At 47.9% G+C, this 24,769-nt stretch carries 33 protein-coding genes and 5 tRNA genes; 4 read left to right on the top strand and 34 right to left on the bottom strand.

The genetic code is table 11. The features are described from left to right. Nucleotides 1–2: 2 nt before the first annotated feature. The 7 genes from I8U21_RS06380 to I8U21_RS06350 form a co-directional block, all read right to left on the bottom strand. The gene (locus I8U21_RS06380; RefSeq protein WP_181730878.1) at nt 3–866 is read right to left on the bottom strand and encodes an alpha/beta fold hydrolase; all 864 of its coding nucleotides are present in this window, start codon (nt 864–866) and stop codon (nt 3–5) included. Between the two features lie 153 nt (nt 867–1,019). Continuing rightward, nucleotides 1,020–1,556 carry a DUF4352 domain-containing protein gene (locus I8U21_RS06375; protein WP_198053540.1) on the bottom strand — a complete coding sequence of 179 codons (537 nt, stop codon included), beginning with the start codon at nt 1,554–1,556 and terminating at the stop codon, nt 1,020–1,022. Nucleotides 1,557–1,783: 227 nt separating this feature from the next. Further along, nucleotides 1,784–1,858, bottom strand: a tRNA-Val gene (locus I8U21_RS06370). Nucleotides 1,859–1,878: 20 nt separating this feature from the next. Then, nucleotides 1,879–1,954: transfer RNA gene (locus tag I8U21_RS06365), tRNA-Ile, on the bottom strand. A gap of 8 nt (nt 1,955–1,962) precedes the next feature. After that, a tRNA-Asp gene (locus I8U21_RS06360) sits at nt 1,963–2,039 on the bottom strand. A 5-nt stretch (nt 2,040–2,044) separates the two neighbouring features. Further along, nucleotides 2,045–2,121, bottom strand: a tRNA-Met gene (locus tag I8U21_RS06355). 70 nt (nt 2,122–2,191) lie between these two features. Further along, the gene (locus I8U21_RS06350) at nt 2,192–2,371 is read right to left on the bottom strand and encodes a hypothetical protein (RefSeq protein ID WP_037995063.1); all 180 of its coding nucleotides are present in this window, start codon (nt 2,369–2,371) and stop codon (nt 2,192–2,194) included. A 261-nt stretch (nt 2,372–2,632) separates the two neighbouring features. Here I8U21_RS06350 and I8U21_RS06345 point away from each other — a divergent pair, with 261 nt between their 5' ends. Beyond that, nucleotides 2,633–3,145, top strand: coding sequence for a 2'-5' RNA ligase family protein (locus tag I8U21_RS06345; RefSeq protein ID WP_181730880.1), 513 nt, complete (start codon nt 2,633–2,635; stop codon nt 3,143–3,145). Nucleotides 3,146–3,162: 17 nt separating this feature from the next. Continuing rightward, nucleotides 3,163–3,597, top strand: coding sequence for a GNAT family N-acetyltransferase (locus tag I8U21_RS06340; RefSeq protein ID WP_232333826.1), 435 nt, complete (start codon nt 3,163–3,165; stop codon nt 3,595–3,597). Here the strand turns inward: I8U21_RS06340 and I8U21_RS06335 are convergent. From I8U21_RS06335 to I8U21_RS06240, 19 genes are all read right to left on the bottom strand, one after another. Then, nucleotides 3,594–4,433, bottom strand: coding sequence for a PHP domain-containing protein (locus I8U21_RS06335; protein ID WP_232337551.1), 840 nt, complete (start codon nt 4,431–4,433; stop codon nt 3,594–3,596). The genes I8U21_RS06340 and I8U21_RS06335 overlap by 4 nt on opposite strands. A gap of 23 nt (nt 4,434–4,456) precedes the next feature. Further along, nucleotides 4,457–5,113, bottom strand: a complete 657-nt coding sequence (locus tag I8U21_RS06330; RefSeq protein ID WP_198053538.1) for a hypothetical protein — start codon at nt 5,111–5,113, stop codon at nt 4,457–4,459. A 206-nt stretch (nt 5,114–5,319) separates the two neighbouring features. Then, nucleotides 5,320–5,529, bottom strand: coding sequence for a hypothetical protein (locus tag I8U21_RS06325; RefSeq protein ID WP_181730883.1), 210 nt, complete (start codon nt 5,527–5,529; stop codon nt 5,320–5,322). Nucleotides 5,530–5,629: 100 nt separating this feature from the next. After that, on the bottom strand, nt 5,630–6,901 hold the full coding sequence (locus tag I8U21_RS06320) for a hypothetical protein (protein WP_198053646.1): 1,272 nt from the start codon (nt 6,899–6,901) through the stop codon (nt 5,630–5,632). A 513-nt stretch (nt 6,902–7,414) separates the two neighbouring features. Then, nucleotides 7,415–8,392: a 3D domain-containing protein gene (locus I8U21_RS06310; protein WP_181730884.1), complete on the bottom strand. Its 978-nt coding sequence runs from the start codon at nt 8,390–8,392 to the stop codon at nt 7,415–7,417. A gap of 101 nt (nt 8,393–8,493) precedes the next feature. Continuing rightward, nucleotides 8,494–9,486: a VanW family protein gene (locus I8U21_RS06305; RefSeq protein WP_232337547.1), complete on the bottom strand. Its 993-nt coding sequence runs from the start codon at nt 9,484–9,486 to the stop codon at nt 8,494–8,496. A gap of 62 nt (nt 9,487–9,548) precedes the next feature. Beyond that, nucleotides 9,549–9,818 (bottom strand): DUF1294 domain-containing protein, encoded by a 270-nt coding sequence (locus I8U21_RS06300; RefSeq protein WP_181730885.1) that lies wholly within the window; start codon nt 9,816–9,818, stop codon nt 9,549–9,551. A 41-nt stretch (nt 9,819–9,859) separates the two neighbouring features. Next, nucleotides 9,860–10,579, bottom strand: coding sequence for a gamma-glutamyl-gamma-aminobutyrate hydrolase family protein (locus I8U21_RS06295; protein WP_198053537.1), 720 nt, complete (start codon nt 10,577–10,579; stop codon nt 9,860–9,862). Between the two features lie 113 nt (nt 10,580–10,692). Next, nucleotides 10,693–10,908, bottom strand: coding sequence for a DUF378 domain-containing protein (locus I8U21_RS06290; protein ID WP_181730887.1), 216 nt, complete (start codon nt 10,906–10,908; stop codon nt 10,693–10,695). A 105-nt stretch (nt 10,909–11,013) separates the two neighbouring features. Then, entirely contained in the window at nt 11,014–12,120 is a 1,107-nt protein-coding gene (gene ispG / locus I8U21_RS06285) for a flavodoxin-dependent (E)-4-hydroxy-3-methylbut-2-enyl-diphosphate synthase (protein WP_181730888.1), read from the bottom strand. 100 nt (nt 12,121–12,220) lie between these two features. Continuing rightward, a complete protein-coding gene (locus I8U21_RS06280; RefSeq protein WP_181731235.1) occupies nt 12,221–12,385 on the bottom strand; it encodes a hypothetical protein in 165 nt (54 codons plus the stop codon). Further along, complete coding sequence (locus I8U21_RS15290) at nt 12,375–12,575, bottom strand: YqzE family protein (protein WP_037995087.1); 201 nt, start codon at nt 12,573–12,575, stop codon at nt 12,375–12,377. Before I8U21_RS15290 ends, I8U21_RS06280 begins: the two co-directional genes overlap by 11 nt. A gap of 61 nt (nt 12,576–12,636) precedes the next feature. Next, nucleotides 12,637–13,002, bottom strand: a complete 366-nt coding sequence (locus I8U21_RS06270; protein WP_181730889.1) for a hypothetical protein — start codon at nt 13,000–13,002, stop codon at nt 12,637–12,639. Between the two features lie 7 nt (nt 13,003–13,009). Beyond that, a complete protein-coding gene (locus I8U21_RS06265) occupies nt 13,010–13,543 on the bottom strand; it encodes a hypothetical protein (RefSeq protein WP_181730890.1) in 534 nt (177 codons plus the stop codon). After that, nucleotides 13,480–13,869 (bottom strand): hypothetical protein, encoded by a 390-nt coding sequence (locus tag I8U21_RS06260; RefSeq protein WP_181730891.1) that lies wholly within the window; start codon nt 13,867–13,869, stop codon nt 13,480–13,482. Before I8U21_RS06260 ends, I8U21_RS06265 begins: the two co-directional genes overlap by 64 nt. Next, nucleotides 13,859–14,314, bottom strand: a complete 456-nt coding sequence (locus tag I8U21_RS06255; protein WP_181730892.1) for a type II secretion system protein — start codon at nt 14,312–14,314, stop codon at nt 13,859–13,861. The genes I8U21_RS06260 and I8U21_RS06255 overlap by 11 nt, the downstream gene beginning before the upstream one ends. Continuing rightward, nucleotides 14,304–14,642: a competence type IV pilus major pilin ComGC gene (locus I8U21_RS06250; RefSeq protein WP_181730893.1), complete on the bottom strand. Its 339-nt coding sequence runs from the start codon at nt 14,640–14,642 to the stop codon at nt 14,304–14,306. Before I8U21_RS06250 ends, I8U21_RS06255 begins: the two co-directional genes overlap by 11 nt. Nucleotides 14,643–14,663: 21 nt before the next feature. Then, the gene (locus tag I8U21_RS06245; RefSeq protein WP_198053536.1) at nt 14,664–15,710 is read right to left on the bottom strand and encodes a type II secretion system F family protein; all 1,047 of its coding nucleotides are present in this window, start codon (nt 15,708–15,710) and stop codon (nt 14,664–14,666) included. Next, a complete protein-coding gene (locus tag I8U21_RS06240) occupies nt 15,661–16,785 on the bottom strand; it encodes a GspE/PulE family protein (RefSeq protein WP_198053535.1) in 1,125 nt (374 codons plus the stop codon). Before I8U21_RS06240 ends, I8U21_RS06245 begins: the two co-directional genes overlap by 50 nt. Before the next feature lie 175 nt (nt 16,786–16,960). On the opposite strand from I8U21_RS06240, the gene I8U21_RS06235 reads away from it, so the two are divergent. After that, nucleotides 16,961–17,035, top strand: a tRNA-Gln gene (locus I8U21_RS06235). A 76-nt stretch (nt 17,036–17,111) separates the two neighbouring features. On the opposite strand, the gene I8U21_RS06230 is transcribed toward I8U21_RS06235, so the two are convergent. The 7 genes from I8U21_RS06230 to I8U21_RS06200 all read right to left on the bottom strand — a co-directional run bounded on the left by I8U21_RS06230 (nt 17,112) and on the right by I8U21_RS06200 (nt 23,560). Continuing rightward, nucleotides 17,112–17,789, bottom strand: coding sequence for a TerC family protein (locus I8U21_RS06230; protein WP_232333823.1), 678 nt, complete (start codon nt 17,787–17,789; stop codon nt 17,112–17,114). 67 nt (nt 17,790–17,856) lie between these two features. Continuing rightward, nucleotides 17,857–19,521, bottom strand: a complete 1,665-nt coding sequence (locus I8U21_RS06225; RefSeq protein WP_232337541.1) for a M20/M25/M40 family metallo-hydrolase — start codon at nt 19,519–19,521, stop codon at nt 17,857–17,859. 77 nt (nt 19,522–19,598) lie between these two features. Continuing rightward, entirely contained in the window at nt 19,599–20,795 is a 1,197-nt protein-coding gene (gene thiI, locus I8U21_RS06220) for a tRNA uracil 4-sulfurtransferase ThiI (protein WP_198053534.1), read from the bottom strand. Continuing rightward, nucleotides 20,792–21,952, bottom strand: coding sequence for a cysteine desulfurase family protein (locus I8U21_RS06215; protein ID WP_181730897.1), 1,161 nt, complete (start codon nt 21,950–21,952; stop codon nt 20,792–20,794). Before I8U21_RS06215 ends, thiI begins: the two co-directional genes overlap by 4 nt. 115 nt (nt 21,953–22,067) lie before the next feature. Beyond that, the gene (locus I8U21_RS06210) at nt 22,068–22,403 is read right to left on the bottom strand and encodes a CHY zinc finger protein (protein WP_198053631.1); all 336 of its coding nucleotides are present in this window, start codon (nt 22,401–22,403) and stop codon (nt 22,068–22,070) included. Between the two features lie 63 nt (nt 22,404–22,466). Next, nucleotides 22,467–22,937 (bottom strand): peptide-methionine (S)-S-oxide reductase MsrA, encoded by a 471-nt coding sequence (gene msrA, locus I8U21_RS06205; RefSeq protein ID WP_198053533.1) that lies wholly within the window; start codon nt 22,935–22,937, stop codon nt 22,467–22,469. 59 nt (nt 22,938–22,996) lie between these two features. Then, nucleotides 22,997–23,560, bottom strand: coding sequence for a beta-class carbonic anhydrase (locus tag I8U21_RS06200; RefSeq protein WP_181730899.1), 564 nt, complete (start codon nt 23,558–23,560; stop codon nt 22,997–22,999). Nucleotides 23,561–23,687: 127 nt separating this feature from the next. On the opposite strand from I8U21_RS06200, the gene I8U21_RS15285 reads away from it, so the two are divergent. Beyond that, complete coding sequence (locus I8U21_RS15285; protein ID WP_181730900.1) at nt 23,688–23,933, top strand: PGPGW domain-containing protein; 246 nt, start codon at nt 23,688–23,690, stop codon at nt 23,931–23,933. Between the two features lie 45 nt (nt 23,934–23,978). On the opposite strand, the gene I8U21_RS06190 is transcribed toward I8U21_RS15285, so the two are convergent. Continuing rightward, nucleotides 23,979–24,620, bottom strand: a complete 642-nt coding sequence (locus tag I8U21_RS06190) for an O-methyltransferase (protein WP_181730901.1) — start codon at nt 24,618–24,620, stop codon at nt 23,979–23,981. Between the last annotated feature and the right edge of the window lie 149 nt (nt 24,621–24,769).

Raw genomic sequence — 24,769 nt, 5'->3', positions numbered from 1 at the left:
TGTTATTCCTGATTAAAAAACGTCGTGACAAGCCGGACGAACTTGTCCGGAAATTCCCTTTGCGGCCAATGCTTGCATTGTTCAAAGACCGCCAGTCGGGAGCAAGGAATCCGTTCGTGGGCTTTCCGGGCATAAACGGTCGGCACCGCGGGATCCTCTTTTCCCTGAATGATTAATGCAGGAGCTTGGATCCGGGCCAACTCTTCGGTCAAATCCGAACGAATCCCCCGCAAAGTCAGTTCGCTTCTTTGAAAAGAAATAAATGCTTTTCCCGCTGATGCATCGAGAACGCACTGATAAATCTCCTCAAACAGTTCACCGGTCAGTTTCTTCTCATCATAGAACAGACCGGATAATAAACTCAACCTGGCCAACGGACGGATTCGCAACCATTTGTACGAAAGTTCATTGAGGCAGGTCTTGACATAAAGGTAAGAAAGCCGGTGGAATTTCAACTTGTTGAATATACCATAGGGAGCCGCCAGAACCAACCGGTCCACTTTGCCTGGATACATGGCCGCAAAGCGGATGGCAATCCCTCCCCCCAGCGACAATCCGACCAAGCGGATCCGGTTCAAACCGAGATGCTCCATCCACTCCTTCAAAAAACCGACGTAAAAATCAAGGGAGTAAGTGATATCCGGCTTGTCGCTTTTGCCATAACCGGGAAGATCCGGCGCATACACCTGAAAATTTTCCGACAACGGCGCCAGCACTCCTCCCCAAGACAAGTGTGCGGAATCAATGCCTCCCCCGTGCAACAAGACAACCGGCGGTCCTTTTTGATCCAGACCGGCTGTATAACAATGAATGCTGAACCGGTTCACCTGATCAAACCGGCTGCGGATGGCATTTTTCCCATTCATCGATCCGATTCCCCACTTTATCTGTTTTTTGGGTTTGAGCCCGCTTGACTCCTATTAAACCATTTTCCTACACTCTGGTAAAATCGCTTCCCCACAAAAAAGCGGGCAAGCGGAGTTACCGTTTCTCCCTGCCCGGATCCTGAAATCTGGTCATCATGATGGTTGCAAAGTCACTTCAAATTTGACTTCTTCTTCTCCGGTAAGATCGGGCTTATAAAGGAGTACATATTTTTCTTTTTGGGGGACATCAAAATACAGGACACCTTTTTTCGTCTCCCCTTTTTGCAATTCAGCCTCCATAAACCCGTCATCGTAGGAGAAATAACTTTGCAGTGCATTTCCGTCCTCATCATATAAATTAAACGCTTCCACCCCAACACGCACCGGTTCATCCCTCCGGTTGGCCAACTGAAATTGAACCGCCAACACTTTTCCCTTCTCCGGCGGAATATATTTGTTCCCGTCTTTTAAAGCGGCGCTTTGGACGGTGATCTCCAGCCCGTCAACCGACGCCGTTTCCCCGGTCTGAAATACGTTTTCCTCTTTGGTTGGTTCTTGTTTCTCTTTGGCATCACTGGCTGTCGGGGGATTTTCCGCTTTTGGCTCCGCCTTTTGTCCCTGCACGGAACAACCCGTCAACATTCCCCCGGCGAACAAAAGCGTTGCCCCCCATAAAATCCATCGCTTCATCCAATCCCTCCTTGCTTTGGTTTCCGGATATTTCATTCGTATTGAAATCAAAGGTTTTTGTCCGGTCCGGGCAACTAGGATTGGACGGAGACACAAAAAGCCCGCCTCCCTCATGGAACTCCCCCATGATAAGAAGCGGGCTCCGGCCGGCGTCAATTTTGAAACGGATCTGACCAACCATATCTATTCATCAAGCAAAAACCCCTTCGCAGAGAAGGGGCTCGGTTTGGTGGGCAGTATTGGAATCGAACCAACGACCTCTTCCGTGTCAAGGAAGCGCTCTCCCCCTGAGCTAACTGCCCAAGTTTTGAAAGGAATAATCTGGTGGGCCCAACAGGACTCGAACCTGTGACCGATCGGTTATGAGCCGACTGCTCTACCAACTGAGCTATAGGCCCATTAAAAATGGCGGAGCTGACGGGATTCGAACCCGCGATCTCCTGCGTGACAGGCAGGCATGTTAGGCCTCTACACCACAGCTCCATATTTGGTTGCGGGGACAGGATTTGAACCTGCGACCTTCGGGTTATGAGCCCGACGAGCTACCTGACTGCTCCACCCCGCGTCGTTTGTTGTTTCGTCATCAGCGACATTTTCTAATATACAATAATTCTCCGGAACATGCAAGGGGTTTTTTAAAATTTTTTTCTCCATATGTACCGCACCCCGTATTTCCCTTTTTTGGAGCGGAACACTTCCACTTCCTCCGGACTGTCGTAACCGTACAGCCACCAATCCTCCTGCATGCGTGTTGCCAGGCAGCGAGCTTGAAACGAACTGTCAAACAATTTGGCCCAATAAATCCACTTTGTCATTTTTCACACCCTCCTTGTATGCCTATTTTTTCCGCGGCGCTTCCATTTCATGCCTGGATAAACGCATATTTTCGCCTGGTTTCATAACCGTTCAATGTGATACGCATAAAATAAAACAACCATGGCAACACCTCTACATTCCCTCCTCTGAGCAGGCAGGCCGGATCTTTGCGGCCTGTCTTATTCTTTGCGATCGAGGATGCGTTCTGCTTCAAGAAAAGTTATAATAAAAGGAGTCACCAATTTCGAGGAGGGATTCAGATGTACTACGGCATTGTTGCCTTTCCACAGAAACATGTCCAAGACAAAGTAAACGCTTTACGAAAACGCTATGATCCGCATTATTCCTTAATTCCCCCGCATATCACTTTAAAAGAGAAATTCGAACTTTCTGACGACAAACTCGAAAAAGCGGTTCAAGATCTGGAGAGGATCGCCAAAGAAGTCAAAGCTTTTCAAATTAAATTCCATAAAATCAGCCACTTTCATCCCACCAGCAACACCATCTATTATGCCATTGAAAACGGAGAGCCTTTGGTTGAATTGCACAACAAAATCAGTGAAGTGTTTGAAAGCGTCGAGGCTCCCTACAAATACATCCCTCATCTCACGATCGGTCAAAAAATGGCGGAAGATGAGTTGCATGATGTTTACGGAAGCTTGCGGATGAAAAATGTGCAAATGGAATCAAAAATTGACCGTTTTCATTTGATGTACCAATTGGAAAACGGTTCTTGGAGCATTCATCAATCTTTCTTGCTGGCCAGGAACTGAGAAAGGAAGGTTTGCAATTGGCTGACACCACCGTAAAACAAGCGACCGGCTCCAAAGAGATGGAGCTTGTCTATTCGATCCGGACCAAGGTGTTCATCGAGGAACAACAAGTGCCAAAAGACTTGGAAATGGACGAATGGGAAGAAAAATCCGTCCATTTCCTCGCCTGGCTGGAAGATGTTCCCGTCGGAACCTGCCGCCTCCGTTTTCTTGACCATGATACGGGCAAAGCGGAAAGAGTGGCCGTTTTAAAAGAATACCGGAAAACCGGTGCCGGCACGAAATTAATGCAGGCATTGGAAACCTTCGCCCGGCAAAAAGGAGCCAAAAAAATCTTGCTGTATGCGCAAGTGTCCGCGTTGCCCTTTTACGAGAAGTTGGGTTATACCGCTTTTGGCACCCCGTTTGAAGATGCCGGGATTTTACACATGCGGATGGAAAAAAATCTTTAAAGATACAGGCGCTGTTTTTTCAAGTCCTCGATGACGGAGATGTCTGTGGTGCATGTACCCAGCGGCGCATGATACATGGAACCGTTTCGCTCTCCGTGAAAGTCCGAGCCCGCTGTTTTCAGCACGCCCAGTTGATCCGCCAACTCCTCATAATGTCTTTTTTGACCGGCCGGATGATCCGGATGGTTGATCTCTATGCCATCCAATCCTTTTTCCACCAGGAGCGGGATCAAGTCGTCTTGCTCATAAAGACCGGGATGAGCAATGACGGCTGCTCCTCCGCTTTGATGGATGCATTCGATCGCTTCAAACGGAGAAATCCGCTCAACCACCGCATAAGCTTTCCCGTCTTTCCCCAGATACTGATCAAACGCTTCGTCCATCGTTTTGACGACGCCTTTATCGATCAACACTTCGGCAATATGCGGCCTCCCCGGATTTTTTCGGGCATTTCTTTTCTTTTTGGCGATGACCTCCTCATAAGTCACCGGAATGCCCAACTCGTTTAAGCGGTCGATGATTTTCAAATTGCGTTGATACCGGGCTTCTTGCTGTTTCTTTAATATTTTGAGGAGACGGCTGTCATGCACATCCATATGGTATCCCAGCATGTGAATTTCTTTCCCCTGCCACATTGTACTGATTTCCACTCCGGGCACCACCTCAATTCCCCGTTTTTTTCCTTCCGCCCGGGCTTCTTCGATCCCTTCGACGGTATCATGGTCCGTGATGGCAATCCCTTTCAACCCGGCTTCCTCCGCCAGTTTCACCACACCGGCCGGAGAAAACAAGCCATCCGAAGCCGTCGTATGCACATGTAAATCCACTTTCCCCATTGCTGAACCCTCCATTCATTGATTCAAAAAACAAACCGAAACAGCCCCATCCCTTCGCCTTTCATCCAGATCCGCACCGGAACCGTCCGGTTTTTCCGCCTTTCAAAAGCCCATGCCTGTATCCTTTGTGCTTGCTCTTTTGTCAAAAGAACAACCGGCTTTAACGGATAACACCGGACTCCCACCTTGACCGGCCTCAACAAGGCATAGTATGTGCACCCTGCCTTCGGTCCATCCGTCCCGGACCACTCAACACGGCATTCGGTGGCATCTTCCAGCAAAGAGCGAAGCTTCACCGTTTGGCCTTCTTGTTGCATCTCATATAACGAATAATAAGACGCCATCAACTTGGAAGCATATTCCCAATAATCATGAAGCTTGGCTTCTTTCAGTACGAATTCCACCATCCTTTCTTGTTTGACATTGAAATAGTCATACAACAACCACTGCTGAAAGATTTGTTCGGGGAGAATGTCCTCTGTTGATTCTTTGGTGCATTGGTAACCGGTATATTGCTGAAACCAATAAAGAGCCCGCATCTTTTCCCGGATGGAAATCAACCGCCGGGACCACTTCTCCACTTCTTGAAGCATGGTTTGAAACTCTTTTTCTTTTTGCCGCTGCCATTGCTTCCGCCAACTCGTAAAGTGAATCATTTCATGGTTGGAATTGGAATGCATCCGGATTCACTCCCTCAGTAACATCAAACACGAAGTCCGCAATAAAATCAAACGCGATGGAGGCATGTCCGGGCACAAACAACGCATTTCAACCCCTTCTGCTGGGCGGATTTTCATTCGGACAAAGGAATCCGGGTTCGTTGGATTTTGTTAAACATAAAAAGAGTACCCGCTTCAGACCGGGTACTCTCCTCACTCAACACCTTTTACTTCCGTTTTTTGATCTCCTCTTTCATCCGTTCCGCCAATTGCTTGGGGTCCTGATTGGTTGAACGCGTTTTTTCATTCACACCCAATTCACGCCCCACTTCATTCATCAGTTCTTCGACTTGGTTTTTATTTTGTCCTTGTTGATTGTTGCGTTGTTGTTTTTGATCATTTTCCCGTCCGAATAATTGGTTGAGAAAGCGGAACATTCGAAGATCCCCCTTTTGGTTGAGTGATATGCTTATTATTTTCTTTTTTGTTCTTTTGCATACAAAAAAGAAGCCACCCCTTTGCAATGGCTTCTTTTTATCATTTCTGACTCATCAGTTGTGCCGGATTGTCAAAAACCACCACCGGATAAACCCCGTCGATCTGCGTAAAATGGCAACCCGTTTCATTTTTTGCCAGCTTTCCCCGGATCCAAAAACGCTGTTCTGTTGTAAACGAGGGAACCGCCGACAGATGGACGGGTTTCCATTTTCCTTCCAGATAGACCACCGGTCCGGAAGACGAAAAAGTAAACATCGACATTTCCTGTTTCTCTTCAACCGTTTCCGGATTCCTTTCTGCCTCACAAATGCCATGGTCCAAAAGCCATTTGCGCACTTCCACCGCAACCGGCAAGGTACGGATCAAATGAATGTAGACTTTCCGGAACACCGGATAAACGTGAGCCATCTTTTCACTTTCCAACCAGCGGAAAAAATATTTCAGTGTGTTGAGGAAAACGCGGGAACCCTGAGGTGTGCATTTCCCTTGATCCAGATACCATTTGCTGAGAAAGTGAATAAACGTCTCTTCATCCAAATACTCCCACCGAAACCGGCTTCCGAACCGGGAGGACAGGTATTGGTACAATTTATCGATCGACTGGCTGTACAAAGCTTGCGTCCCTTTTTGAAACGACGAAACGTATTGGATGAAAAATTGTTCAAATTGCTGCATGACATACAAAGGCAATTTTTCATTTTTCTCCTCCAAGACAGGCCATCCGGAGGTTTTTTCTTCCGAAACTTTTGGCCCTGTTTGAGCAGATTTTGAATTTTCCATTTCTTCTGCACGTTGAATGGACCAACCAAAAACTCTCCAACCGTTCTCCCAAGTTGTGTACTTATTTTCTTCCAAGTGGTTGTATTTCTCTAGTTGCAAAAGTATCTCCCCTCTCATCTCATGCAAGAAGGATGTATAAGGGCCAAACAGTTCATAATGATTGCCGATTCGGACAAACCGCCCAAAAATCAAAGGTGCCGGCGGATATTCTCCTGCCGGATGCTTCACCGTCATCTCCCCGCCGCCCGTCAGCATCCGATAGACCGCTTTTTGTTCATCGAAATCCAACAACTCGTAACAAGTAAAGCGGGATTGACAAAAGCTTCTTGCAAGTCGTTTTTGGTAGGGATTTTTTTTCAAAAGTGTGGAGGCCCAGATCTCTACGGGACGTTTCTGGTTCAGGCTGGGTGCATCAAACAACAGCCAAAACCGGAAGAAAGCGGACATGTTGTGCGGAATCGGCTTTTCAGGCGGAATGTTCAGCAACTGCTTAAAACGGTCGACCCAATCCAATTGCATTTCTGGTGACATGTGTCGATGGAACCATTGATTAAACTCATGCAGTAAATCATTCTTCAGCTGACTTTCCCGATCTTCTCTTGCTTTTTCGGCTACAGACAGAGTCACTACCCTTTCACAACATTTTTTGTACTTTTTTCCACTGCCGCACGGGCAAGATTCATTCCGACCTACCATCGTCACACCTCGGATGAATTATTCCTTGTTTTCAAGTATAGCTCATTCAGCTACCGAAAACAAAGAAAATATCACAAAATATACCAAATATCCGCTTGCATTTCCCCCATACATCACTTTATTCTCAGTAACAATATTCCTCTGTCTGAGGAAATTTAAACCAAAATGTGACGGCATGATCGGATGGTTTGTGCTTGATGGAAGGCGGGTGTATCCGGGGCGTTTGGAGATCATTGCGAAGGATATGATGTATCTTCACCCAAGAAGAACTCCCTGCTATAAAAATAATTCCCTATTCAATAAAAAAAACCTGCAATTCTTTTAATTGCAGGTCGATTTTTTTCTGTTTTATTTTAAAATCTTGATCGTAACCGTTCTTCTTCCCCATTGAATTGCTTCACTTCTGGTTTCAAAAAACAAATCGATGATATGGCCTTGCACTGCTCCTCCGGTATCTTCCGCCACTCCATATCCGTAACCCGGAACATACAGTTTTGTTCCCAAAGGAATCACATCCGGATCCACGGCAATGGTTCCACGATGCGGATATGTACCTGTTGCGGTTCTGCCGCCAGTATGGGTGTAACCAGTGGCCTGAACGGTCAGAGTGCCGGCAGACGCCAATTGGGTGTCATCTTTTTCAGCCAATTCTTCATTCGTGCCAATTTTTACAATTTCCTCGACAGGCTGAACGGTATCCACCAATCTTTGCTTCACCACTTGTTTCCCGTTTTCCTCCATGGGTTCCCCATTTTTATACATCATGGCGACTTCGTAGATTTTTTTCCCTTTTTCCCCTTCTTGCTCCACTTCTTTTTCGCCCTTGGCCAATTCTTTATCTTCAATTTCCTTGGTTTTATAAGGCACCAGTTCTATTTTTTTCTGAATCCGCTGTTCATAACGATCCACGACGATTTTCACGCCGTCTTTGATTTTTTGATTCAGAGGCAGATTGACTTCATCCCACTCGGAAATTTGAATGTTTTTGTCTTCCAGGACATCACCAATGGTCGTCTTCGAAGTCTCGAACGTTCCCATATCCTTACCGCCGACTTGAAGCGACACTTTACATTTGCAGATCAACTGAACCCGGTTATGTCCTTTCAGAGGCTGGTTCCATTGGATGCTCGGCGAATACTTCCGCTTCAACTCCGCCACATTCAAACCAGCCCCTTCCAAAGCCTCTGCCAAAGTATGATCACTTGATTCAAGCTTGATCATTTTGGATTGGTCACTGAACGTGACCTCCACTTGTTGGGAAGACCCGGAACATCCTGCCAGCAGGAGAAAAATCATCGCAAGGCTGCTGAGAAGGGTCTTGTTCATCCAATACCTCCTTCGGTGAGCCTGAAACAATGACTTGATTATAGCAAAAGTTCCCGGAATGATCTACGAGTCTCCAACTTTTGTCATATAATCACCCATTTTTATTTATCATATGGCGCCCGCTTATCCAATGTTCGCTTTTTTTCTTTCACTTCCTCCCGAATGGATTCTTTTTCACCCGGGGGATCAGGAACTTCGCGTGGAAAATGACGGGCATCGCGTGGAGCATAAATGTGAATTGTCAGCACGCCTTTGTTTACATTGGCTGCAATCAGAATCGGTTTGGAAAGCGAATTTTTAAACCTGAAATCGGGTCCGCCCCAAGATACAGTGGCATCCCGGTTTTTGGGAACGTAAGCCACCCGGCGGCTGTGGCTGTTCCGTTCTACAATCTCAAGCCCTGCCATGTCAACGGCATTAAACAGGGTGGAGGAAGTTTGGCAAATGCCACCGCCCACTCCTTCGCTGTATTCCCCTTTTACGATGACCTTCGCCATCCGGTATCCCCGCGCTCTGGAACGGATCCCCACCACTTTGTTAAAGGAAAAGGTTTCCCCGGGCATCAACACATGATGGTCGATGGCTTTGGCGGATAAATAGATATTATGCGAGCGGTTGACGTTCCTGTGATTAAAAAAGGTGGTATAACTGCCCAACTCTTTTTCTTTTAATTGCAAAAGTTCGTTCGTAGTGAGTGCCGGCATGGACCATTGGACGGGCAAATCAACCGGGCGGTTGATATAATCATGAATTTCATCAAACCATAATTTGATTTTTTGGCGGTCCACTTTGACTCCAAGTTGATGAGGAACCACTTTGCGATCTTTGTAATATGCTGACCGGGGCTTGCGGTTCACTTCTTTTTCAATCGTCTCATGGATTTGATTCATGAGCGCATCCTGATTCAAAGTGGTCGGATCAATTCCGTCAAAACCGATTTCCCGCAGATCCAGGTTCCACTCCTTTTCGCCGAACCTTACCATCAGCCGGACTTCCGGCTCCTTTTTTTCCTGAAAAGACCATGCCGCTTCCGGAACAAAAAGCAAACCGGACAAAAAAAGGGCGAAGAAAAGAATCGGTCTTGTTCGTTTCATAAATGAAACCTCCTTCTTGATCCATAGTTTGCATCAAAAAGGAGGCGGATATGAAAAAGTGGCTAGATGATTTCCCACAAAACATAAAGAAAAAACAGGTTCCATGCCACAAACACGGGAACCCCGATGCGAAAAGACCGGTGCAGGGTTTTATGCCGGAAAGCTTTCATCCCCAGCCAAACCCCGACGGCCCCTCCAAAAAAAGACAGCAAAAAAAAGACGCTTTCTCTGACCCTCCATTTCCGTTTCATGGCTTGGGCTTTATCCCATCCCATCAGCAAAAAACCAAATCCGTTTAAAATCATCCAAGCAAGAATCAATAATATCATCATCATATTCCGCATATTAACACAGGAACCGGCGGTTGTCGAATTCAGACGTCCTCCCTTTTTCGTTGGATGCAAGCCTCCACAAAAGCACAAAAGAGGCGGTATGCATCGGCATCCCTTTTCACCATGTCCTCCGGATGCCATTGCACCCCCATCACAAAAGGATGTTCTTTGCTTTCAAACGCTTCAATAACCCCGTCTTTGGATATGGCCGAGACCCGGAAAGGTTCCACGACATTGCGGACGGCTTGATGGTGAAAGCTGTTCACCTTGGCCAGCCCTTTTTGATAAATCGATTGGAGCAAGGTATCTTCCACAATGGTGATGGTGTGGGAAGCATGATACCTTGGCGCCCGCTGTGCATGCTGCAAAAGGGTTTGCTTTTGGGCGGCGAGATCCTGGTACATGTCTCCGCCGAGCGCAATGTTTAAGATCTGGCATCCGCGACAAATCCCCAGGATGGGCTTGTTTTGCTCCATGAACTGTTCAATTAACGCTATCTCCATCTCATCGCGGTCCGGAACGATTTCTCCCAATCCGGGATGCGGCTCTTCATCAAACAAGGTCGGATCGATATCCCCTCCCCCGGTCAAAATCAATCCATCCAATTTCAAGCTCAGTTGTTGAATCACATGATCCTCCACGGTATAGGGAATGACCAGGGCGATCCCTCCAGCTTCAAACACCGCATCGCTGTATGCTTTGGACAGATATTGTTTGGTCTCGTTTTCCAAAGACATGGTCAGTCCGATGAGCGGTTTCATTTTTGCCTCCCCCTTTCTTTTCTGATCTTAACTTATATCCTGATTTTACGAAAGAATCAAATTTTTTACCCCCAAAAAAACTCCAGACGGATTTGCCCGGAGTTTCGCTTATGTTATTGGTATTCGGCTTTTGTACGATCATCAAAGAGGAAGCGAATCGCATAAATCCCCGCAATCCCGACCAAGGCATAAATGATGCGGCTGAGAAAGGAGGATTCCCTGAAAGCTTCGCCTCCGAAAATGGCCGATACCAAATCCCATTGAAAAAGTCCTACCAGCAACCAGTTTAACGCGCCAATAATCACCAGAACCAAAGCTACTTTTCTCATGATATCCCTCCTTTAACTTGGGATCAGCAATAGTATCACAAAAAAAAGCGGGCTTTATACATGGAATGAGTAAAAAGCCATCCTTAAAAAAGGATGGCTCTTCTTTTAAGCATTGAGAACGTTTTGTTTTTCTTCATTTTGTTTTTTGTAATACTCTTCCGCGAGTTTGTCGATCTCTTTTTTCAGTTCCTCAACCATTTTCTCTTCGGGAATTTTGCGGATAATCTTGCCGTGACGGAAAAGCAATCCTTCTCCACGGGCCCCGGCAATTCCGATATCCGCTTCTTTGGCTTCCCCCGGACCATTTACGGCACATCCCAACACAGACACTTTGATGGGCGCTTGAATGTTTGCAATGTATTCTTCAATCTCGTTGGCAATGGAGATCAAATCAATCTCGATCCGGCCGCAAGTGGGACAAGAAATCAACGTGGCGGCATTGGCTGCCAATCCGAACGCTTTCAGCAATTCGCGGGCCACTTTCACTTCCTCCACCGGATCGGCACTCAGGCTGATGCGGATGGTGTTTCCGATTCCCATCGCCAAAAGTGCGCCCAAACCAGCCGAACTTTTTACTGTTCCGGAAAACAACGTTCCCGATTCGGTGATTCCCAAATGCAAAGGATAATCAAAGGTTTCGGCCGCCAATTTATATGCATCGATCGCCAACCGGACATCCGAGGCTTTCAACGAAACGATAATATCATGAAAATCCAACTCTTCCAAAATGCCGATATGGTACAATGCGCTCTCAATCATGCCTTGTGCCGTAGGATAGCCGTATTTCTCCAAAATGCGTTTTTCCAAAGATCCGGCATTTACACCAATCCGAATCGGAATCCCGCGTTCCTTGGCAGCTTTGACGACTGCTTCCACTTTTTCGCGGCGGCCGATGTTTCCCGGATTGATGCGGATTTTGTCAATCCCGCCTTCAATCGCCTTTAATGCCAACTTATAATCAAAATGAATATCCGCAACCAGGGGGACATTCACTTCTTTTTTAATCAACGGAATCGCCTCTGCCGCACGCTGATCGGGACAAGCCACGCGCACAATCTGACATCCGGCTTCTTCCAGCTTCCGAATCTGCTCAACGGTTGCTTTGACGTCATGGGTTTTGGTTGTGGTCATGCTTTGTATCACAACTTGGTCGTTTCCCCCGATTTGGATATTTCCCACTTTTACCGGTCGGGTTTTTGTACGATGTACCATCAAGGATTCGCTCCTTTTAAATGTAGGTAAATCTATAATCGATAGAATAAGGTCAAAACTCAATTATAAAGTATAACACAGAACAAAAAGAAAAGGAGCTTCACTCCCGCTCCTTTTTGTGAAGTTGTTCCGTTTGCTTTTCTTCGTAAGCAATCAGGGCCACATGGCTTCCGGTCTGTTTATGAAGTTCCCGTTCCCATTTTTGGATTTGTTCCAACAACTTCGGTTGCTGTTGCAAATTCATCAACCGGTAATTATTTTCCACTTTGCTTCCCTCGCAATCTGCTTCGTTGTTTGTCAATGGTCATTTTCATCGAGAATGGAATCAATCCAAACCAGCGGACACTCCAAGGTTCTTTTCGCGATTGTTTTAGTTTCTTCCGTTCGGTCCGGGGGGTTTCGAGATACCAGATGAATCTTTCCAACAAATAGGTAAACCAATCCCTGAATGACATCCAATCACCTCAGCCTTTAGCATGGCCCGGCACAAAAAACTTTAAACCGGAAAAAAACGATTTACCGGATCCACCGCGAAACGGCATAGGTTTTTGGATGGAGAAAAGCTTCCACGGTTTGCACCACGCCCTGTTCCCCCCACGTGGTGGCTTGGACCCGTACATGAGACGGCTGGACATCCACATTGACCAAGACATACCGGTCCTCCACCTGAATCATGGTTTCATCCGCCGCAGCCGCCCGGTTTTGCCCGTTCAACCGCAATTGTTGCTGGACAATGGCGATCCCGCTTTCAGCCACATACCGGCTTTTCACTCTTTCCTGATACAGCGTTTGCATCCTTCTCACTTGAACCATTTGCGAAACCGACAGCATGATCAGTGTGAATAAAAACGTCACAATCATGAGGGTGACCGGCAGAGCCATGCCGGACTCACCGGGATGGGTCTTTCTCCTGTGACCGTTTTGAAAAGTACGTTTGAAATTCCTGGTGGGCATACCAATTTTGCAATCCGACATCCGACTTCACTCCGTTCTCATCCGGTAAAAATTGCGCATAATAAACATGGTTCAGAACAATGGTCGTACCCCTGAACCCCTTGTCTTCCGGCTTTTTGACGCTTCGGATCAAGCGCCGTCCTTTCAGCATGTAACGGATCATCACTTGTTGATCCTGCTCAATGTACAACACGCCATCCGTTTCCCGGAAATGAACCCCTTTTTGGACGTCTTTTTCCAGCCACACCAAAAAAGACAGGTAATCCATCTCCAACCGGGAGTGATGGATCATTTCTTTAATTTCTTTTTCTGTGGTGGAAGACACAAAAAACAAGGCCGGCAGAAAAACGATCAAAGCGGACAAAACGATGCAAAATTCAATATAGGTAAACCCGGCTTCCGTTTTTACGGGAAAAAACGGTGGGTGAACCATCGCCGGCTTTCGGTTTTTCCGTCGAATCCTTCCCATTCGGCCTTCAACTCCAATTGATATAAGAAAGGTTGCACCTTTTTGCAATCCCAGCGCAACAGGATTTCTTTTTGCACGGGCTGGCGGCTTTTTACTTTTTCTTGCCCCTTGCATTGCCCGGGATCGCTGTGTTGAAGTTCTTCCATCTTGCTCTGCATGGCCTCTGATATCTCCATCTGCAACACTTGTGAAGCATAGTGCATCCGCATTTCTTTCAACACGGGTAAAGCAAAAAACACAAACACCCCCAGAACAAAGCCGGCACTGACCAGTTCGGCCAGCGTAAAACCGCTTGAGCTGTTAATGTTAAAACGGTCAGACGGCATTGACGAACACCTCGATCACCGGCAGTCCGGAAGCCACTTGAATCACAATGCGTCCGACGGGCTTGTCTTTGACATAAAAAGTGACCGTGCCGCCGCGCACCTGTCCCGTTTCCCGGAAAGTGAGCCGTTGCCCCGGATAGTTGCTGTCCAACCGGTATGGCGGAGGGATATCCATTTTCCTTAATAACGCCCCGTCTTCAATCACTTTCACTTCCTTCGCTTCCCACTGCACCGTCACTTCCGCTTGTCTTGTGACGGCTTCCATTTGCGCCAGTTGCAGTTGGGTCGCAAGCTCCTCAATCAACAGCTTTCTTTCCACCCGCTCCCCCACCGACATGACGGCGGGGACACACAAAGTGGCCAACAAGCCAAACAAAAACAACGCAAAAATCACTTCGATCAGCGTCCATCCCGCTTGGCCGCCCGGCCTTCCGTCATTTCGCATGACAGGTGACTCTCCGGTCAAAAGGAAGATTCGGTTCCGGGTGGATCACATATTTTCCGTTTCCGGACGGACATGGAGGGACGGAACGCAAATAACCCCTTTTCACCAATTCTTCAACCGTCGGATATTCCCCGTACTCCAAAAAATACTGATCCGCTTGGGCCGCAATCATTTGCCGGTTGGCGAGATCCGCTTTCTCCTGTGCTTTCATTCCCGCCGCTTTCAAATTGGGAATGGCGATCGCCAAAATCAAACCGATAATAAACAGGACAACCAACATCTCGATCAGAGTAAACCCTTTTTCTCCATGCGAACGATGGACATTCATGTTCCTCCCCCTTTCGTTTATTCAGAGCGCCTGCACCAGTTTTAACACCGGCAAAAACAAAGCAACCACCGAGACCGCGATCATCAGGCCGATCATAAAAATACAAAAAGGCTCTATGCTTTTGGCCACCCGTTCCAATTTGTAACGGATCATCATTTCAGTCCCGTCCGCCAGATTGGTCAAGGTTTCCACCAATTTCCCCGATTCCTCGGCAATGGCAACCAACCGGGGCAAAGAAGGCAAAAAGAAATGTTTGCCCTTTTGGCTCAAGGCGCCGGAAAAAGATTTCCCCGTCAACAGTTCTTGGTTCACCCGGTTCAGGTAATGGACAAGCACCGGCCATGGTGTGTGTTTTTGGATCAACTGCAGGGCATCCACCAACGAAACCCCGGCTTTTAAAAGGGAAGACAGCTGAATGGTCAAAAAATGAGTGTGCCGGTACCGGCAAATCTGCCGGACCAACGGCAAACGGATCCAGCAGGCTCCCCACCAAACCCGGACCGGGAAGGGGCTCAACCGGAGGATGAAACCCACGGTCACCACCAGAAGAATGAAAAGCAATCCCCCTGCCAAAAGCTGCGGCAACGCATCATAAACCTGAAACAGACGGCGTGTAAACAGCGGCATGGAAATATTCATGGATGCATACAGATGGGAAAACCTCGGCATCACCACTGTAAACATAAAGACAAAAGCGCAAACGGCAAGGAGAAACACAATCGCCGGATAAGTGCATGCTTTTTTGACTTCCCGCTGCCAATTGGCTTTGGTTGCATAGTAAGAAGCACAGCGCTTAAACCCCGATACGTAATCCCCGTGTTCTTCCGCCGCCCGCACAAAAGCGGTGTAAATCGGCGGAAAGTTGAGTTTTTTCAAAGCCGCGGACAACGATTGCCCTTTTTGCAGCAACCCGTTCAGCCGTTGATAAACCGGTTCGTCGATCAAACGCTGTGCGGCCAGCAATTCCAAACAGGCCATTAATGGAATTCCGCTTTCCAACAGATGGCCCATTTGCTGACTAAACACCATGTACTGCTCCGCATTCCACCGTTTCTTTATCCACAACATCCCCATCGACCTTCCTCACCCGTTCTTCCATCATCGTTTCGCCTTTATTGACATGCTCTTTCATCCTGTCTTCCAGCGTCATCATCCCCGAATCTTTCATCGCCTTGCGAATTTTCACCCCTGTATTATGACGGGCAATCTGCCCGGCCAGGTCATCACTTATCTCCAGCACTTCAAAAACCCCGGTTCTTCCCCGGTACCCGGTGTGCCGGCAATAATGGCACCCCTCACCGCCACAGCCGGTGCAAATTTGCCGCACCAGCCTTTGCGCAATCACCCCGATGAGCGATGCGGCCAAGCGGTACGGTTCCACTTTCAAATCCAGCAAACGGATCACGGCTCCCGCCGCATCGGGCGTGTGTAACGTCGTCAGAACCAGATGACCGGTCAACGCGGCACTCACGGCAATCTTTGCCACTTCCTCATCCCGGATTTCCCCGATCATGATCACATCCGGATCCTGCCTCATCACCGCCCGCAATGCGCAGGCATAAGTGAGGCCGGATTTCGGATGGATTTGCACCTGATTGATCCCGTCCAGTTGCAATTCAACCGGATCTTCCAAAGAAACAATGTTGGTCCGGCTTTGATTCAATGTCTGCAACAAGGTGTAAAGTGTCGTGGTTTTGCCAGAGCCGGTGGGGCCGGTGACAACCATGAGGCCGCTGCTTTTGCTTAACAGGCGCCTCACCTTTTGTTGTTGTTTGCTCTCCATCCCCAACTCTTCCATGGTGAAAGGATTCTCGCGGAGACGAAGAATCCGCATCACCACTTTCTCCCCGTGAATTGTCGGCAGGGTGGACACCCGGATCTCAAGCGGTTGTTTGTCCCGCTGAAAAACAAAAACCCCGTCCTGCGGAAGACGTTTTTCCCCGATATCCATCCGGCTCATCACTTTGATTCTTGAGACAATCGCTGTTGCATGGAAGAGATCCGCCTTTCCGGTCTCCGTCAATTGTCCGTCCACCCGCATACGGATGCGCAATGCATCCGGTTGCGGTTCAATATGGACATCACTTGCCCTGAGTTGCACGGCCTGATGCAACAATTGATTGATGTAAGAAGCTATGTCCATGCTGAATACCCCTTTCCCATGCAAACGACATATTTTTACAATTTCCCCTTTAAAAGGAAAGATCCTCCTGAATTTTGCCATTTTTTTGATTTGGGTTGGTTTGACTTTTTTTTCCTTTATGCCGCGTGCGATGTATAAAACGTGGCGAATGGATCCATTCTAAGAAAGAAAGCAATGGGGAATAGCCAAGTGGTAAGGCAACGGACTTTGACTCCGTGATGCGCAGGTTCGAATCCTGCTTCCCCAGCCAACAAAAAAGATTGTCTCCTTTTAACCGGAAAAAGCCGGCTCATCCGCAAACGGACAAGCCGGCTTTTTGATTTGATTTACACCGTTTTCGTTTTATGTTTCCACGCATAGCCGCTGATGACAACAATCACAGCCAGCGCCACCGGGATGATCAGATTCAAGACATCCAGCCCGGTCAGCAATTGATGAACGAACGGGTCTTCCACAATCAATTGTCCGCCCGTGTACCCGAGTACGGCGGCCCCGACATAGAGCAGCCAGGGAAACCGGTTCAGCAATCCGGCAATGATGTTGCTGCCCCACATGATAAACGGAATGCTCAGAGCCAGTCCTATCAATACGAGAAAAACACTCCCGTGGGAAGCGCCGGCAACCGCCAATACATTATCCAGACTCATCACCACATCAGCGATGATGATGGTTTTAATGGCACTTTTCAACGTATCCCCGGCATGGACATCCACTCCGTCATCTTCCTCCACCAATAATTTCACCGCAATGCCGATCAACAAGATTCCGCCCACGGTCTTCAACAGGGGAATGTTCAACAAATAAGCGGCCACGACCGTCAGGGTGGACCGTAACAACACAGCAACGCCCGCACCGAACACGATCGCTTTTTTCCTTTGCGCCGGTGGCAGTTTGCGTGCGGCCATCCCGATCACTACCGCGTTATCCCCGCTCAAGATCAAATCGATGATGATAATATTAAAAAAAGCAAGCCAAAAGGCAGGCTCCATCCAACTCGTATCCATGTCGACTCTCCTTTTCTGTATCTGCTCCTTTATACGATAACACAAATTTGCATCCGGTGAGACATTGTCAAAAAGCATCCACAGAATTGAAAAGATGCCGGATCACACGCACAGTCAAGTTGGGAACCCATTGCATCGAATAGGAAATTTCCAACCGTTCCCATTTTTTATGGGCGTCTTTTCCGTATGGGCCGATGTTGACCACCGGGACATCCAGCTGCCAGATGGCTTCCATGTCCATATGGTATTTGGCCCCCCACACCGGCATGTTTTTTTCGAACGTTTGAATTTCCCGTTCATCATCGCTCATGGCCACAAAGCTCATATCCGAAATATACGGGAAAAATTTGCGCACTTTGATCTTTTTCTCCTGCAAAGGCTCAATCTCCGCGACCGATTTTTTTACGGCCCGGATCAGGCGGAGATCACGCGGATCTTTTTCATTTAAAACCACACGGGGAATATAAGGGGCCGCATAAAAAAGAATCACCGCCGGGTCATCGTCGCCGCCCCATTTCCACAACTCCTCCACCATCCGCAGCGAGTGCTCGCGAACATCCATGTTTTCCTGATTCAGTATGTTCCCGGTCAATCGCAAGATTTCCCGTTCGAATTCCTGCCCGTGTTTTTCACGGCATTTCCGGTAAAACTCCTCATATGTATAAACCCGCGGCTTCCAGTCGATATCCCGGTACGGACGGCGTCTCGATTCATGATACCGGCGCGACTGGTCCCGAAACTTCATGACGGCCGATTCAAAGGCATCAATGGCCACCTGTTTCAACTTTTCCAGCACATCCCGCGGTGACCAACTGTGAACGAAAAAATTATAGTAAACCAGTGCAGTTTTGGGTGTTTGCACATCATATTGTTTTTTCAGATCCGTTTGTTTCAATGAAACCGGGGGCAACGTGATTTCGCCAAACATTTCATCACACAAATTGGTTTGGTAATCGATTCGCGCCGTCAACTCCGACGCAATCAGGTTGGGATCAAAGCCTTCAAATGCCTGCCCCACATGGGTTTCCTTGCCCACGATATAAAAAGCCGGCAACAATTTACCGACCGTCCCCAGATAAATATAGCGGTCGCAATCCCCCGGAAACCGGGGCGACGTGTAATCCGAATTGATTGCCGCAATATAGGTGAGCTTTTCTTCCCTTCCCCATTGCAAGATATCGGTCAGGGCCGACAGGATCCCGCGCGAATTCCGCTCTTCATCACAAGCGGCAACAAACAGCAAATTCCCTTTCAATAAATGCCGGTTCCGGGCAAAGTACCGGACAATCGCCAAATGGATGGCAATCCCGCTTTTCATGTCCAGCACTCCGCGCCCGCCGATGTAATCCCCGGTGTCAAGATCTTTTTTCACTTCTTCCGGCAGTTTGCTCTTTTTCCACTCTTCCAACAATGGTTCCGGCGAAAAAGCGAGATTCATCCATTTCCCGTAATCTTCCACGCCCACCGTATCCATGTGCCCCATCAATATCACGGTTTCGCTTTCATTCTCATTGCCGCCTTTCAGCAATGCGAGTACATTATATCTTTCCAGGTCATCCTGCCGGGTCGGCGTCATCTGCAAATACTCGGGATGTTCTTGAAAATAAGGGGTCTCTTGCAATATCTCATAAATCAGATAAGCCATGTCCCGTTCACCGAAAGTTCCGACAATACTGGGGTGTTCCACCAATTTTTTTGTCAATCGGTATACTTCTTCTTGAAATGGAATCATACACCGGACCCCCGTTTCGGTCATGTTCATTTTGACCGTTTGGCATGCGGAACGAAAACCGCATGCCAAACGCAACCTTAAAAGTAGGAAAATTCTTCTTCGTCTTCCGGACGCAAGTCGATGATTTCCGTGTTTTCCACAGCTTCTTGGATCAACCGTTCCACATCCAGCAAACGTTCCTGGCGTTCGGCCACATCCAGATGAGGTTTGGTTTTCGGCGCTTTCGGCAGAAAGACCGTACAACAATCTTCATACGGCAAAATGGAAGTTTCATAAGTATCTATACGCTTGGAGATGGTCATAATTTCCTGTTTATCCATTCCCACCAGCGGCCTTAATACGGGCATCGTCGTTACGGCATTAATTGTTTGCATGCTTTCCAGGGTCTGGCTGGCCACCTGGCCGAGGCTTTCTCCGGTCACCAACGCCAACGCTTTGTGTTTTTTGGCAATTTGCTCCGCGATGCGGAACATAAAGCGGCGCATAATGGTGATGCTGTACGATTCATAACAATGCTTGTTGATCTCCGTTTGGATCTCGGTGAACGGAACCACATGCAACCGGATGTGTCCCCCGTAGCGGGTTAAAATTTTGGCCAGGTCGATCACTTTTTGTTTGGCCCGTTCGCTGGTATACGGATAACTGTGGAAATGAATCGCCTGCAACTCCACGCCCCGTTTCAGTGCCAGAAAGCCGGCGACCGGGCTGTCGATCCCGCCGGAGAGCATCAACAAAACCCTCCCGCTGACTCCAACCGGCAAACCGCCCAAACCGGGAAGATCCTCGCCGTACACATAAGCATGTTCCTTCCGCACTTCCACAAACAACGTCAGGTCCGGGTCGTGGACGTCGACTTTCAAATGAGGCAGTTTGGCCAGCAAAAATCCGCCCAACCGGTGATTCATCTCCTGAGAAGGGATGGGGAATTGCTTATCGGCCCGTTTCGCATTGATTTTAAACGTTTGCACCCGTTCCTTCCGTTCACTCAACAGCGCCAATGCCGCCTCTTTGATTTTTTCCCAATCCTTTTCCACGCGGATGGCGGGACAGATTCCCACCAGACCGAAAATTTCCGAACAGGCCTGAATGACCGGCTCGAAGTATTCTTCATTCAGATCAATATAAATCCGGCCCGGACTTTTGGTCACCACCGTGCCCGGAAACCGTTTCACTTTTTGGCGGATGTTGTTCACCAACTGATTCTCAAATTCTTTTTTATTCTTGCCTTTTAGTGCAAGCTCTCCATATCGCAACAATATACAGTTCTTTTTCATCCTTTATGCACCTTCATGACTTGTTGTAATTCCGGAATGACACGCACCAGTGCATCGCCGCATCGGCGGATGTCTTCGTCCGTGTTCATTCTCCCCATGCTGATCCGGATGGAGCCGATCGCTTCCTGATCGGTCAGCCCCATCGCTTTCAACACTCTGGAAGGCTCTTCTTTTTTCGAGGAGCAGGCCGATTTGCTGGAAACATAAACCTTTTCTTTTTCCAAGGCATGGACCACCACCTCGGACTTCAATCCGGGGAAAGACAAGTTCAAAATATACGGGGCTCCACCGCGGGAAGACGTATCTCCGTTCACTTTCACACCGTTTAACTCTTTCACGCGCTCCAAGAGCATTTCTTTCCATCGTTGGCATTTTTGAATAAAATCTTTCTCCGATTGGCCAGCCATCACCACCGCTTTGGCCAGGCCGGCAACAGCCGGGACATTTTCCGTTCCCGAGCGAAGTCCCTGCTCTTGTCCCCCTCCGATCAAAAGCGGCGGAAGGGTCAGGTTTTTCCGTTTATATAAACAACCAATGCCTTTCGGCCCGTGAATCTTGTGGCCGGACATGGTTAAAAAGTCGATATGGGCATCGGCCGGTTTCAGCGGGATCTTTCCGAAAGATTGGACCGCATCCACATGAAACAACACTTTGGGATAAGATTTTAATAATTGCCCGATTTCCCCGATCGGTTGAATGCTTCCCGTCTCATTATTGACATGCATGATGGAAACCAGAACCGTTTCATCGGTCAAAGCGGCTTTGACGTCTTCGGTCCTCACTTGCCCCTTTTCATTCACGGGCAGAAAAGTGACTTTCCATCCTTTTTGTTTCAGGTACTGAAAAACATCATACACGGACGGATGTTCAACCTGGCTCGTGATAATGTGGTTTCCCCGGTTGCAGTAAGATTCGGCAACCCCGCGAATCACCATGTTATTGGCTTCAGTGCCTCCCGAGGTGAAAATGATTTCCTGCGGCGATCCTCCGAGTGCATCGGCAATCACTTTGCGCGCCTGCTGCAGCAACCGCTCGGCTTTCACTCCGATGCCGTGCAATGAAGAGGGATTTCCGAACACTTCGCGCATGACATCCCCCATGACCTGGATCACAGCCGGATCGGTTTGTGTCGTTGCACTGTTATCCAAATAAACCACCGATCCCCCCTCCTTTCTGCTGTACAAGAATGCCTGTTTTCATAACTCCATCATTCTAACACAAAACAAAACACCTGCCATCCATTCAGGTGCCGGAAGATCCGTTTCAAATTTCTCATCGGATACAAGACAGCAAAGACGGGTCGAAATAATAATGCCAGTGTTTCCGGCAACCCGGATTAAACTTGGCGCGGCAAGAGGGACAGGCTCCCGTCCCCTGCAGATACTCCTTCAGGGTCATTTCATGCCGGCACACACCGCAGAAGACCGCTTTTTCATGCAGATGGCGGGCCGACCAACGGACGACCGGATGATTCTCCGCTTCCTGATGACAAAAATAGCATGGATAGTATTGCCCGCAACAGGCAAACTTAACCGCTATGATATCCAACTCCGAATGGTAATGGATACAACGGGTCATATCATCCACGACTTTGCCTTTGACCACCATTTCTTTCACACGATTCACTTCCTTACAGAAAAAGGCGCCCGATGTCAGCGCCTTTTTCTCTGATTATAAATGGCAGGCATTTAAGCCGCGTTTTTGCAAGTAACGTTGATGATATTCTTCCGCACGCCAAAAAGTGCTGGCCGGTTCAATCTGTGTCACAATCGGATCTTTCCATTTGCCGGATTGATCCAATTGCTTTTTCGACGCTTCCGCAGCCTGTTTTTGTTCCTCTGTATGGTAAAAAATCACCGAACGGTACTGGGTTCCCACATCAGGGCCCTGACGGTTCAGTGTCGTCGGATTGTGATTGTTCCAGAATACATCCAGCAATTCTTCATAAGTGACTTGTTCCGGATCATACTCGACCTGAACCACTTCGGCATGGCCGGTCTGATCCGTGCAAACCTCTTCATACGTCGGGTTTTCCGTGGTTCCGCCCATATAGCCCACGGTGGTGTTTTTCACACCGGGAATTTGGCGGAACACTTCTTCAACCCCCCAGAAACATCCAGCTCCAAATGTAGCCAGTGCCATAAGCAGTGCCTCCTTTTAATTACCACATATTTTATCAGTTTTTGCGAAAAAGAAGAAGATTATTTTTTCCTTCCGTCATAAACCACTTCCAACTTTCCCGTTTCGGGATCGATGGTTAAGCCATGGACCAGAACATCCCGGGGGAAAAAGGGATGGTTTTGGATCAAACGGACGCTCTCCATCACGCCTTCTTCCACACTTTGAATGCCGGACAACCATTTTTCGGCATCCACTCCTTGTTTTTCTATTTCATCCGCTTTCTCTTCGGTGATTCCTCTCTCTTTTAATTTTTCAAGCACCCGCTCGCCCGTTAAACCGACCAGCCCGCAATCGTGATGGCCGATCACCATCACTTCTTCCACTTTTAAAAGCGTTACGCCCACCAAAAGGCTGCGCATCAGGCTTCCATACGGCTCGGATATGAAGGCGCCGGCCGTCTTGAGAATTTTGGCATCCCCGTTTTTCAAGTTCAGGGCTTTGGGCAACAACTCCGTCAACCGGGTATCCATGCAAGTGACGATCAATAACCGTTTATCGGGATATTTGTCCGTGGCGAATTGTTCATATTGTTTATCTTTTACAAACTTCTCATTATATGACAAAATTTCTTCCAAACAACTCATCGCTTTGCCCCCTTTGTCACGGTCATATTTTTGCAACATTTGCCAAAAAAACTTCATTTTGATTCAAGGCAGTCTGGGATATACTAAAAATATAAGATAAACGGGCTGAAGGGGTTTGAACATCGACATGAAAACACTTTGGACAAACATTCTCGGATGGACCTTTTTAATATTGGGAATCATTGGTTTTTTCACACCATTTCTCCAAGGATTTTTATTTACATTTATCGGATTGATCCTGCTTTCCAAAACCACTCCTTGGGCAGAACGAATCCTTCTCAAACTTCGGAAACGTTATCCGAAGATCGCCCGAAAATCCGATGAATGGATGGCTCGTTTTCTTGTGAAGTCCGGCTCGACACAGAAAAATTAAAATCAGACAGAAACCGAGGAATCCGGAAAATTCGGGTTCCTTTTTTTAACGGGGTTCCTTTACCCGGCAAACGGCCAAACCGTCACCCAGCGGAAGAATCAGGGACTCCAAGCGGTCATCCGTGGCCATCTGCTGATGGAACCGGCGCATGGTCACCGGCGAAGGTGCCTGATTGTTCTCATCAAACACCCGGCCGCGAAGAAATAAATTGTCCGCAGTGATCACGGCCCCGGGATTTGACAGCCGGATGGCTTTCTCCAGATAGTTTGGGTAATTCAGCTTGTCCGCATCAATAAAAAAGAAATCAAACCGTTTTTGTTCTTTCTCCAATTGATTTAAACTTTCCATGGCATCGCCGACGATCAATTCGACCCGGTCACCAAGCCCCGCTTTGGCAATATTCTTACGGGCAAATTGCGCATGCTCCTCCTTTAATTCCAACGAAATAACCTTCCCGTGTTCCGGCAACGCCCTGGCCATCCAAATTGTGCTGTAGCCCCCCAAAGCACCGATTTCCAAAACATTGGATGCATTGGAAATCTTCACGAGCATATGTAACATTTTTCCGACTTCCGGCGGCACGGAAATTTGCGGGAATCCGTGTTTTTCAAGCCCGGTGCCGATCGACTTGAGCACTTCATCTTCTTCACGCGTAAATTGCTCACGGATATATTGCCTTTCCTGCATCGAAGCTCCTCCTTTTTACACCATTTTCATTATTTTATTCGATCGGATGCACCCTTGGCTACTTTTTTTAAAACAAATAAAAAAGGCACTACTGAAACAGTAATGCCTTTGCTTTTATTTCGGAGGGGGTTCCAGGATGATTCCCTCTT

Source organism: Thermoactinomyces sp. CICC 23799 (genome assembly GCF_016055145.1).
Lineage (GTDB): Bacteria > Bacillota > Bacilli > Thermoactinomycetales > Thermoactinomycetaceae > Thermoactinomyces > Thermoactinomyces intermedius.
The sequence above is the reverse complement of the archived record's forward strand: the minus strand, read 5'-3'. Positions and strand labels throughout refer to the sequence as shown.

Excerpts from the sequence above, each read along its gene's own strand:
- I8U21_RS06380 (WP_181730878.1), bottom strand. The coding sequence starts at position 866 with ATGAATGGGAAAAATGCCATCCGCAGCCGGTTTGATCAGGTGAACCGG.
- I8U21_RS06375 (WP_198053540.1), bottom strand. The coding sequence starts at position 1,556 with ATGAAGCGATGGATTTTATGGGGGGCAACGCTTTTGTTCGCCGGGGGA.
- I8U21_RS06350 (WP_037995063.1), bottom strand. The coding sequence starts at position 2,371 with ATGACAAAGTGGATTTATTGGGCCAAATTGTTTGACAGTTCGTTTCAA.
- I8U21_RS06345 (WP_181730880.1), top strand. The coding sequence starts at position 2,633 with ATGTACTACGGCATTGTTGCCTTTCCACAGAAACATGTCCAAGACAAA.
- I8U21_RS06335 (WP_232337551.1), bottom strand. The coding sequence starts at position 4,433 with ATGGGGAAAGTGGATTTACATGTGCATACGACGGCTTCGGATGGCTTG.
- I8U21_RS06330 (WP_198053538.1), bottom strand. The coding sequence starts at position 5,113 with ATGCATTCCAATTCCAACCATGAAATGATTCACTTTACGAGTTGGCGG.
- I8U21_RS06325 (WP_181730883.1), bottom strand. The coding sequence starts at position 5,529 with ATGTTCCGCTTTCTCAACCAATTATTCGGACGGGAAAATGATCAAAAA.
- I8U21_RS06320 (WP_198053646.1), bottom strand. The coding sequence starts at position 6,901 with ATGTCACCAGAAATGCAATTGGATTGGGTCGACCGTTTTAAGCAGTTG.
- I8U21_RS06310 (WP_181730884.1), bottom strand. The coding sequence starts at position 8,392 with ATGAACAAGACCCTTCTCAGCAGCCTTGCGATGATTTTTCTCCTGCTG.
- I8U21_RS06305 (WP_232337547.1), bottom strand. The coding sequence starts at position 9,486 with ATGAAACGAACAAGACCGATTCTTTTCTTCGCCCTTTTTTTGTCCGGT.
- I8U21_RS06300 (WP_181730885.1), bottom strand. The coding sequence starts at position 9,818 with ATGATGATATTATTGATTCTTGCTTGGATGATTTTAAACGGATTTGGT.
- I8U21_RS06295 (WP_198053537.1), bottom strand. The coding sequence starts at position 10,579 with ATGAAACCGCTCATCGGACTGACCATGTCTTTGGAAAACGAGACCAAA.
- I8U21_RS06290 (WP_181730887.1), bottom strand. The coding sequence starts at position 10,908 with ATGAGAAAAGTAGCTTTGGTTCTGGTGATTATTGGCGCGTTAAACTGG.
- ispG (WP_181730888.1), bottom strand. The coding sequence starts at position 12,120 with ATGGTACATCGTACAAAAACCCGACCGGTAAAAGTGGGAAATATCCAA.
- I8U21_RS15290 (WP_037995087.1), bottom strand. The coding sequence starts at position 12,575 with ATGTCATTCAGGGATTGGTTTACCTATTTGTTGGAAAGATTCATCTGG.
- I8U21_RS06270 (WP_181730889.1), bottom strand. The coding sequence starts at position 13,002 with ATGGCTCTGCCGGTCACCCTCATGATTGTGACGTTTTTATTCACACTG.
- I8U21_RS06265 (WP_181730890.1), bottom strand. The coding sequence starts at position 13,543 with ATGGGAAGGATTCGACGGAAAAACCGAAAGCCGGCGATGGTTCACCCA.
- I8U21_RS06260 (WP_181730891.1), bottom strand. The coding sequence starts at position 13,869 with ATGCCGTCTGACCGTTTTAACATTAACAGCTCAAGCGGTTTTACGCTG.
- I8U21_RS06255 (WP_181730892.1), bottom strand. The coding sequence starts at position 14,314 with ATGCGAAATGACGGAAGGCCGGGCGGCCAAGCGGGATGGACGCTGATC.
- I8U21_RS06250 (WP_181730893.1), bottom strand. The coding sequence starts at position 14,642 with ATGAATGTCCATCGTTCGCATGGAGAAAAAGGGTTTACTCTGATCGAG.
- I8U21_RS06245 (WP_198053536.1), bottom strand. The coding sequence starts at position 15,710 with ATGTTGTGGATAAAGAAACGGTGGAATGCGGAGCAGTACATGGTGTTT.
- I8U21_RS06240 (WP_198053535.1), bottom strand. The coding sequence starts at position 16,785 with ATGGACATAGCTTCTTACATCAATCAATTGTTGCATCAGGCCGTGCAA.
- I8U21_RS06230 (WP_232333823.1), bottom strand. The coding sequence starts at position 17,789 with ATGGATACGAGTTGGATGGAGCCTGCCTTTTGGCTTGCTTTTTTTAAT.
- I8U21_RS06225 (WP_232337541.1), bottom strand. The coding sequence starts at position 19,521 with ATGATTCCATTTCAAGAAGAAGTATACCGATTGACAAAAAAATTGGTG.
- thiI (WP_198053534.1), bottom strand. The coding sequence starts at position 20,795 with ATGAAAAAGAACTGTATATTGTTGCGATATGGAGAGCTTGCACTAAAA.
- I8U21_RS06210 (WP_198053631.1), bottom strand. The coding sequence starts at position 22,403 with ATGGTGGTCAAAGGCAAAGTCGTGGATGATATGACCCGTTGTATCCAT.
- msrA (WP_198053533.1), bottom strand. The coding sequence starts at position 22,937 with ATGGCACTGGCTACATTTGGAGCTGGATGTTTCTGGGGGGTTGAAGAA.
- I8U21_RS06200 (WP_181730899.1), bottom strand. The coding sequence starts at position 23,560 with ATGAGTTGTTTGGAAGAAATTTTGTCATATAATGAGAAGTTTGTAAAA.
- I8U21_RS15285 (WP_181730900.1), top strand. The coding sequence starts at position 23,688 with ATGAAAACACTTTGGACAAACATTCTCGGATGGACCTTTTTAATATTG.
- I8U21_RS06190 (WP_181730901.1), bottom strand. The coding sequence starts at position 24,620 with ATGCAGGAAAGGCAATATATCCGTGAGCAATTTACGCGTGAAGAAGAT.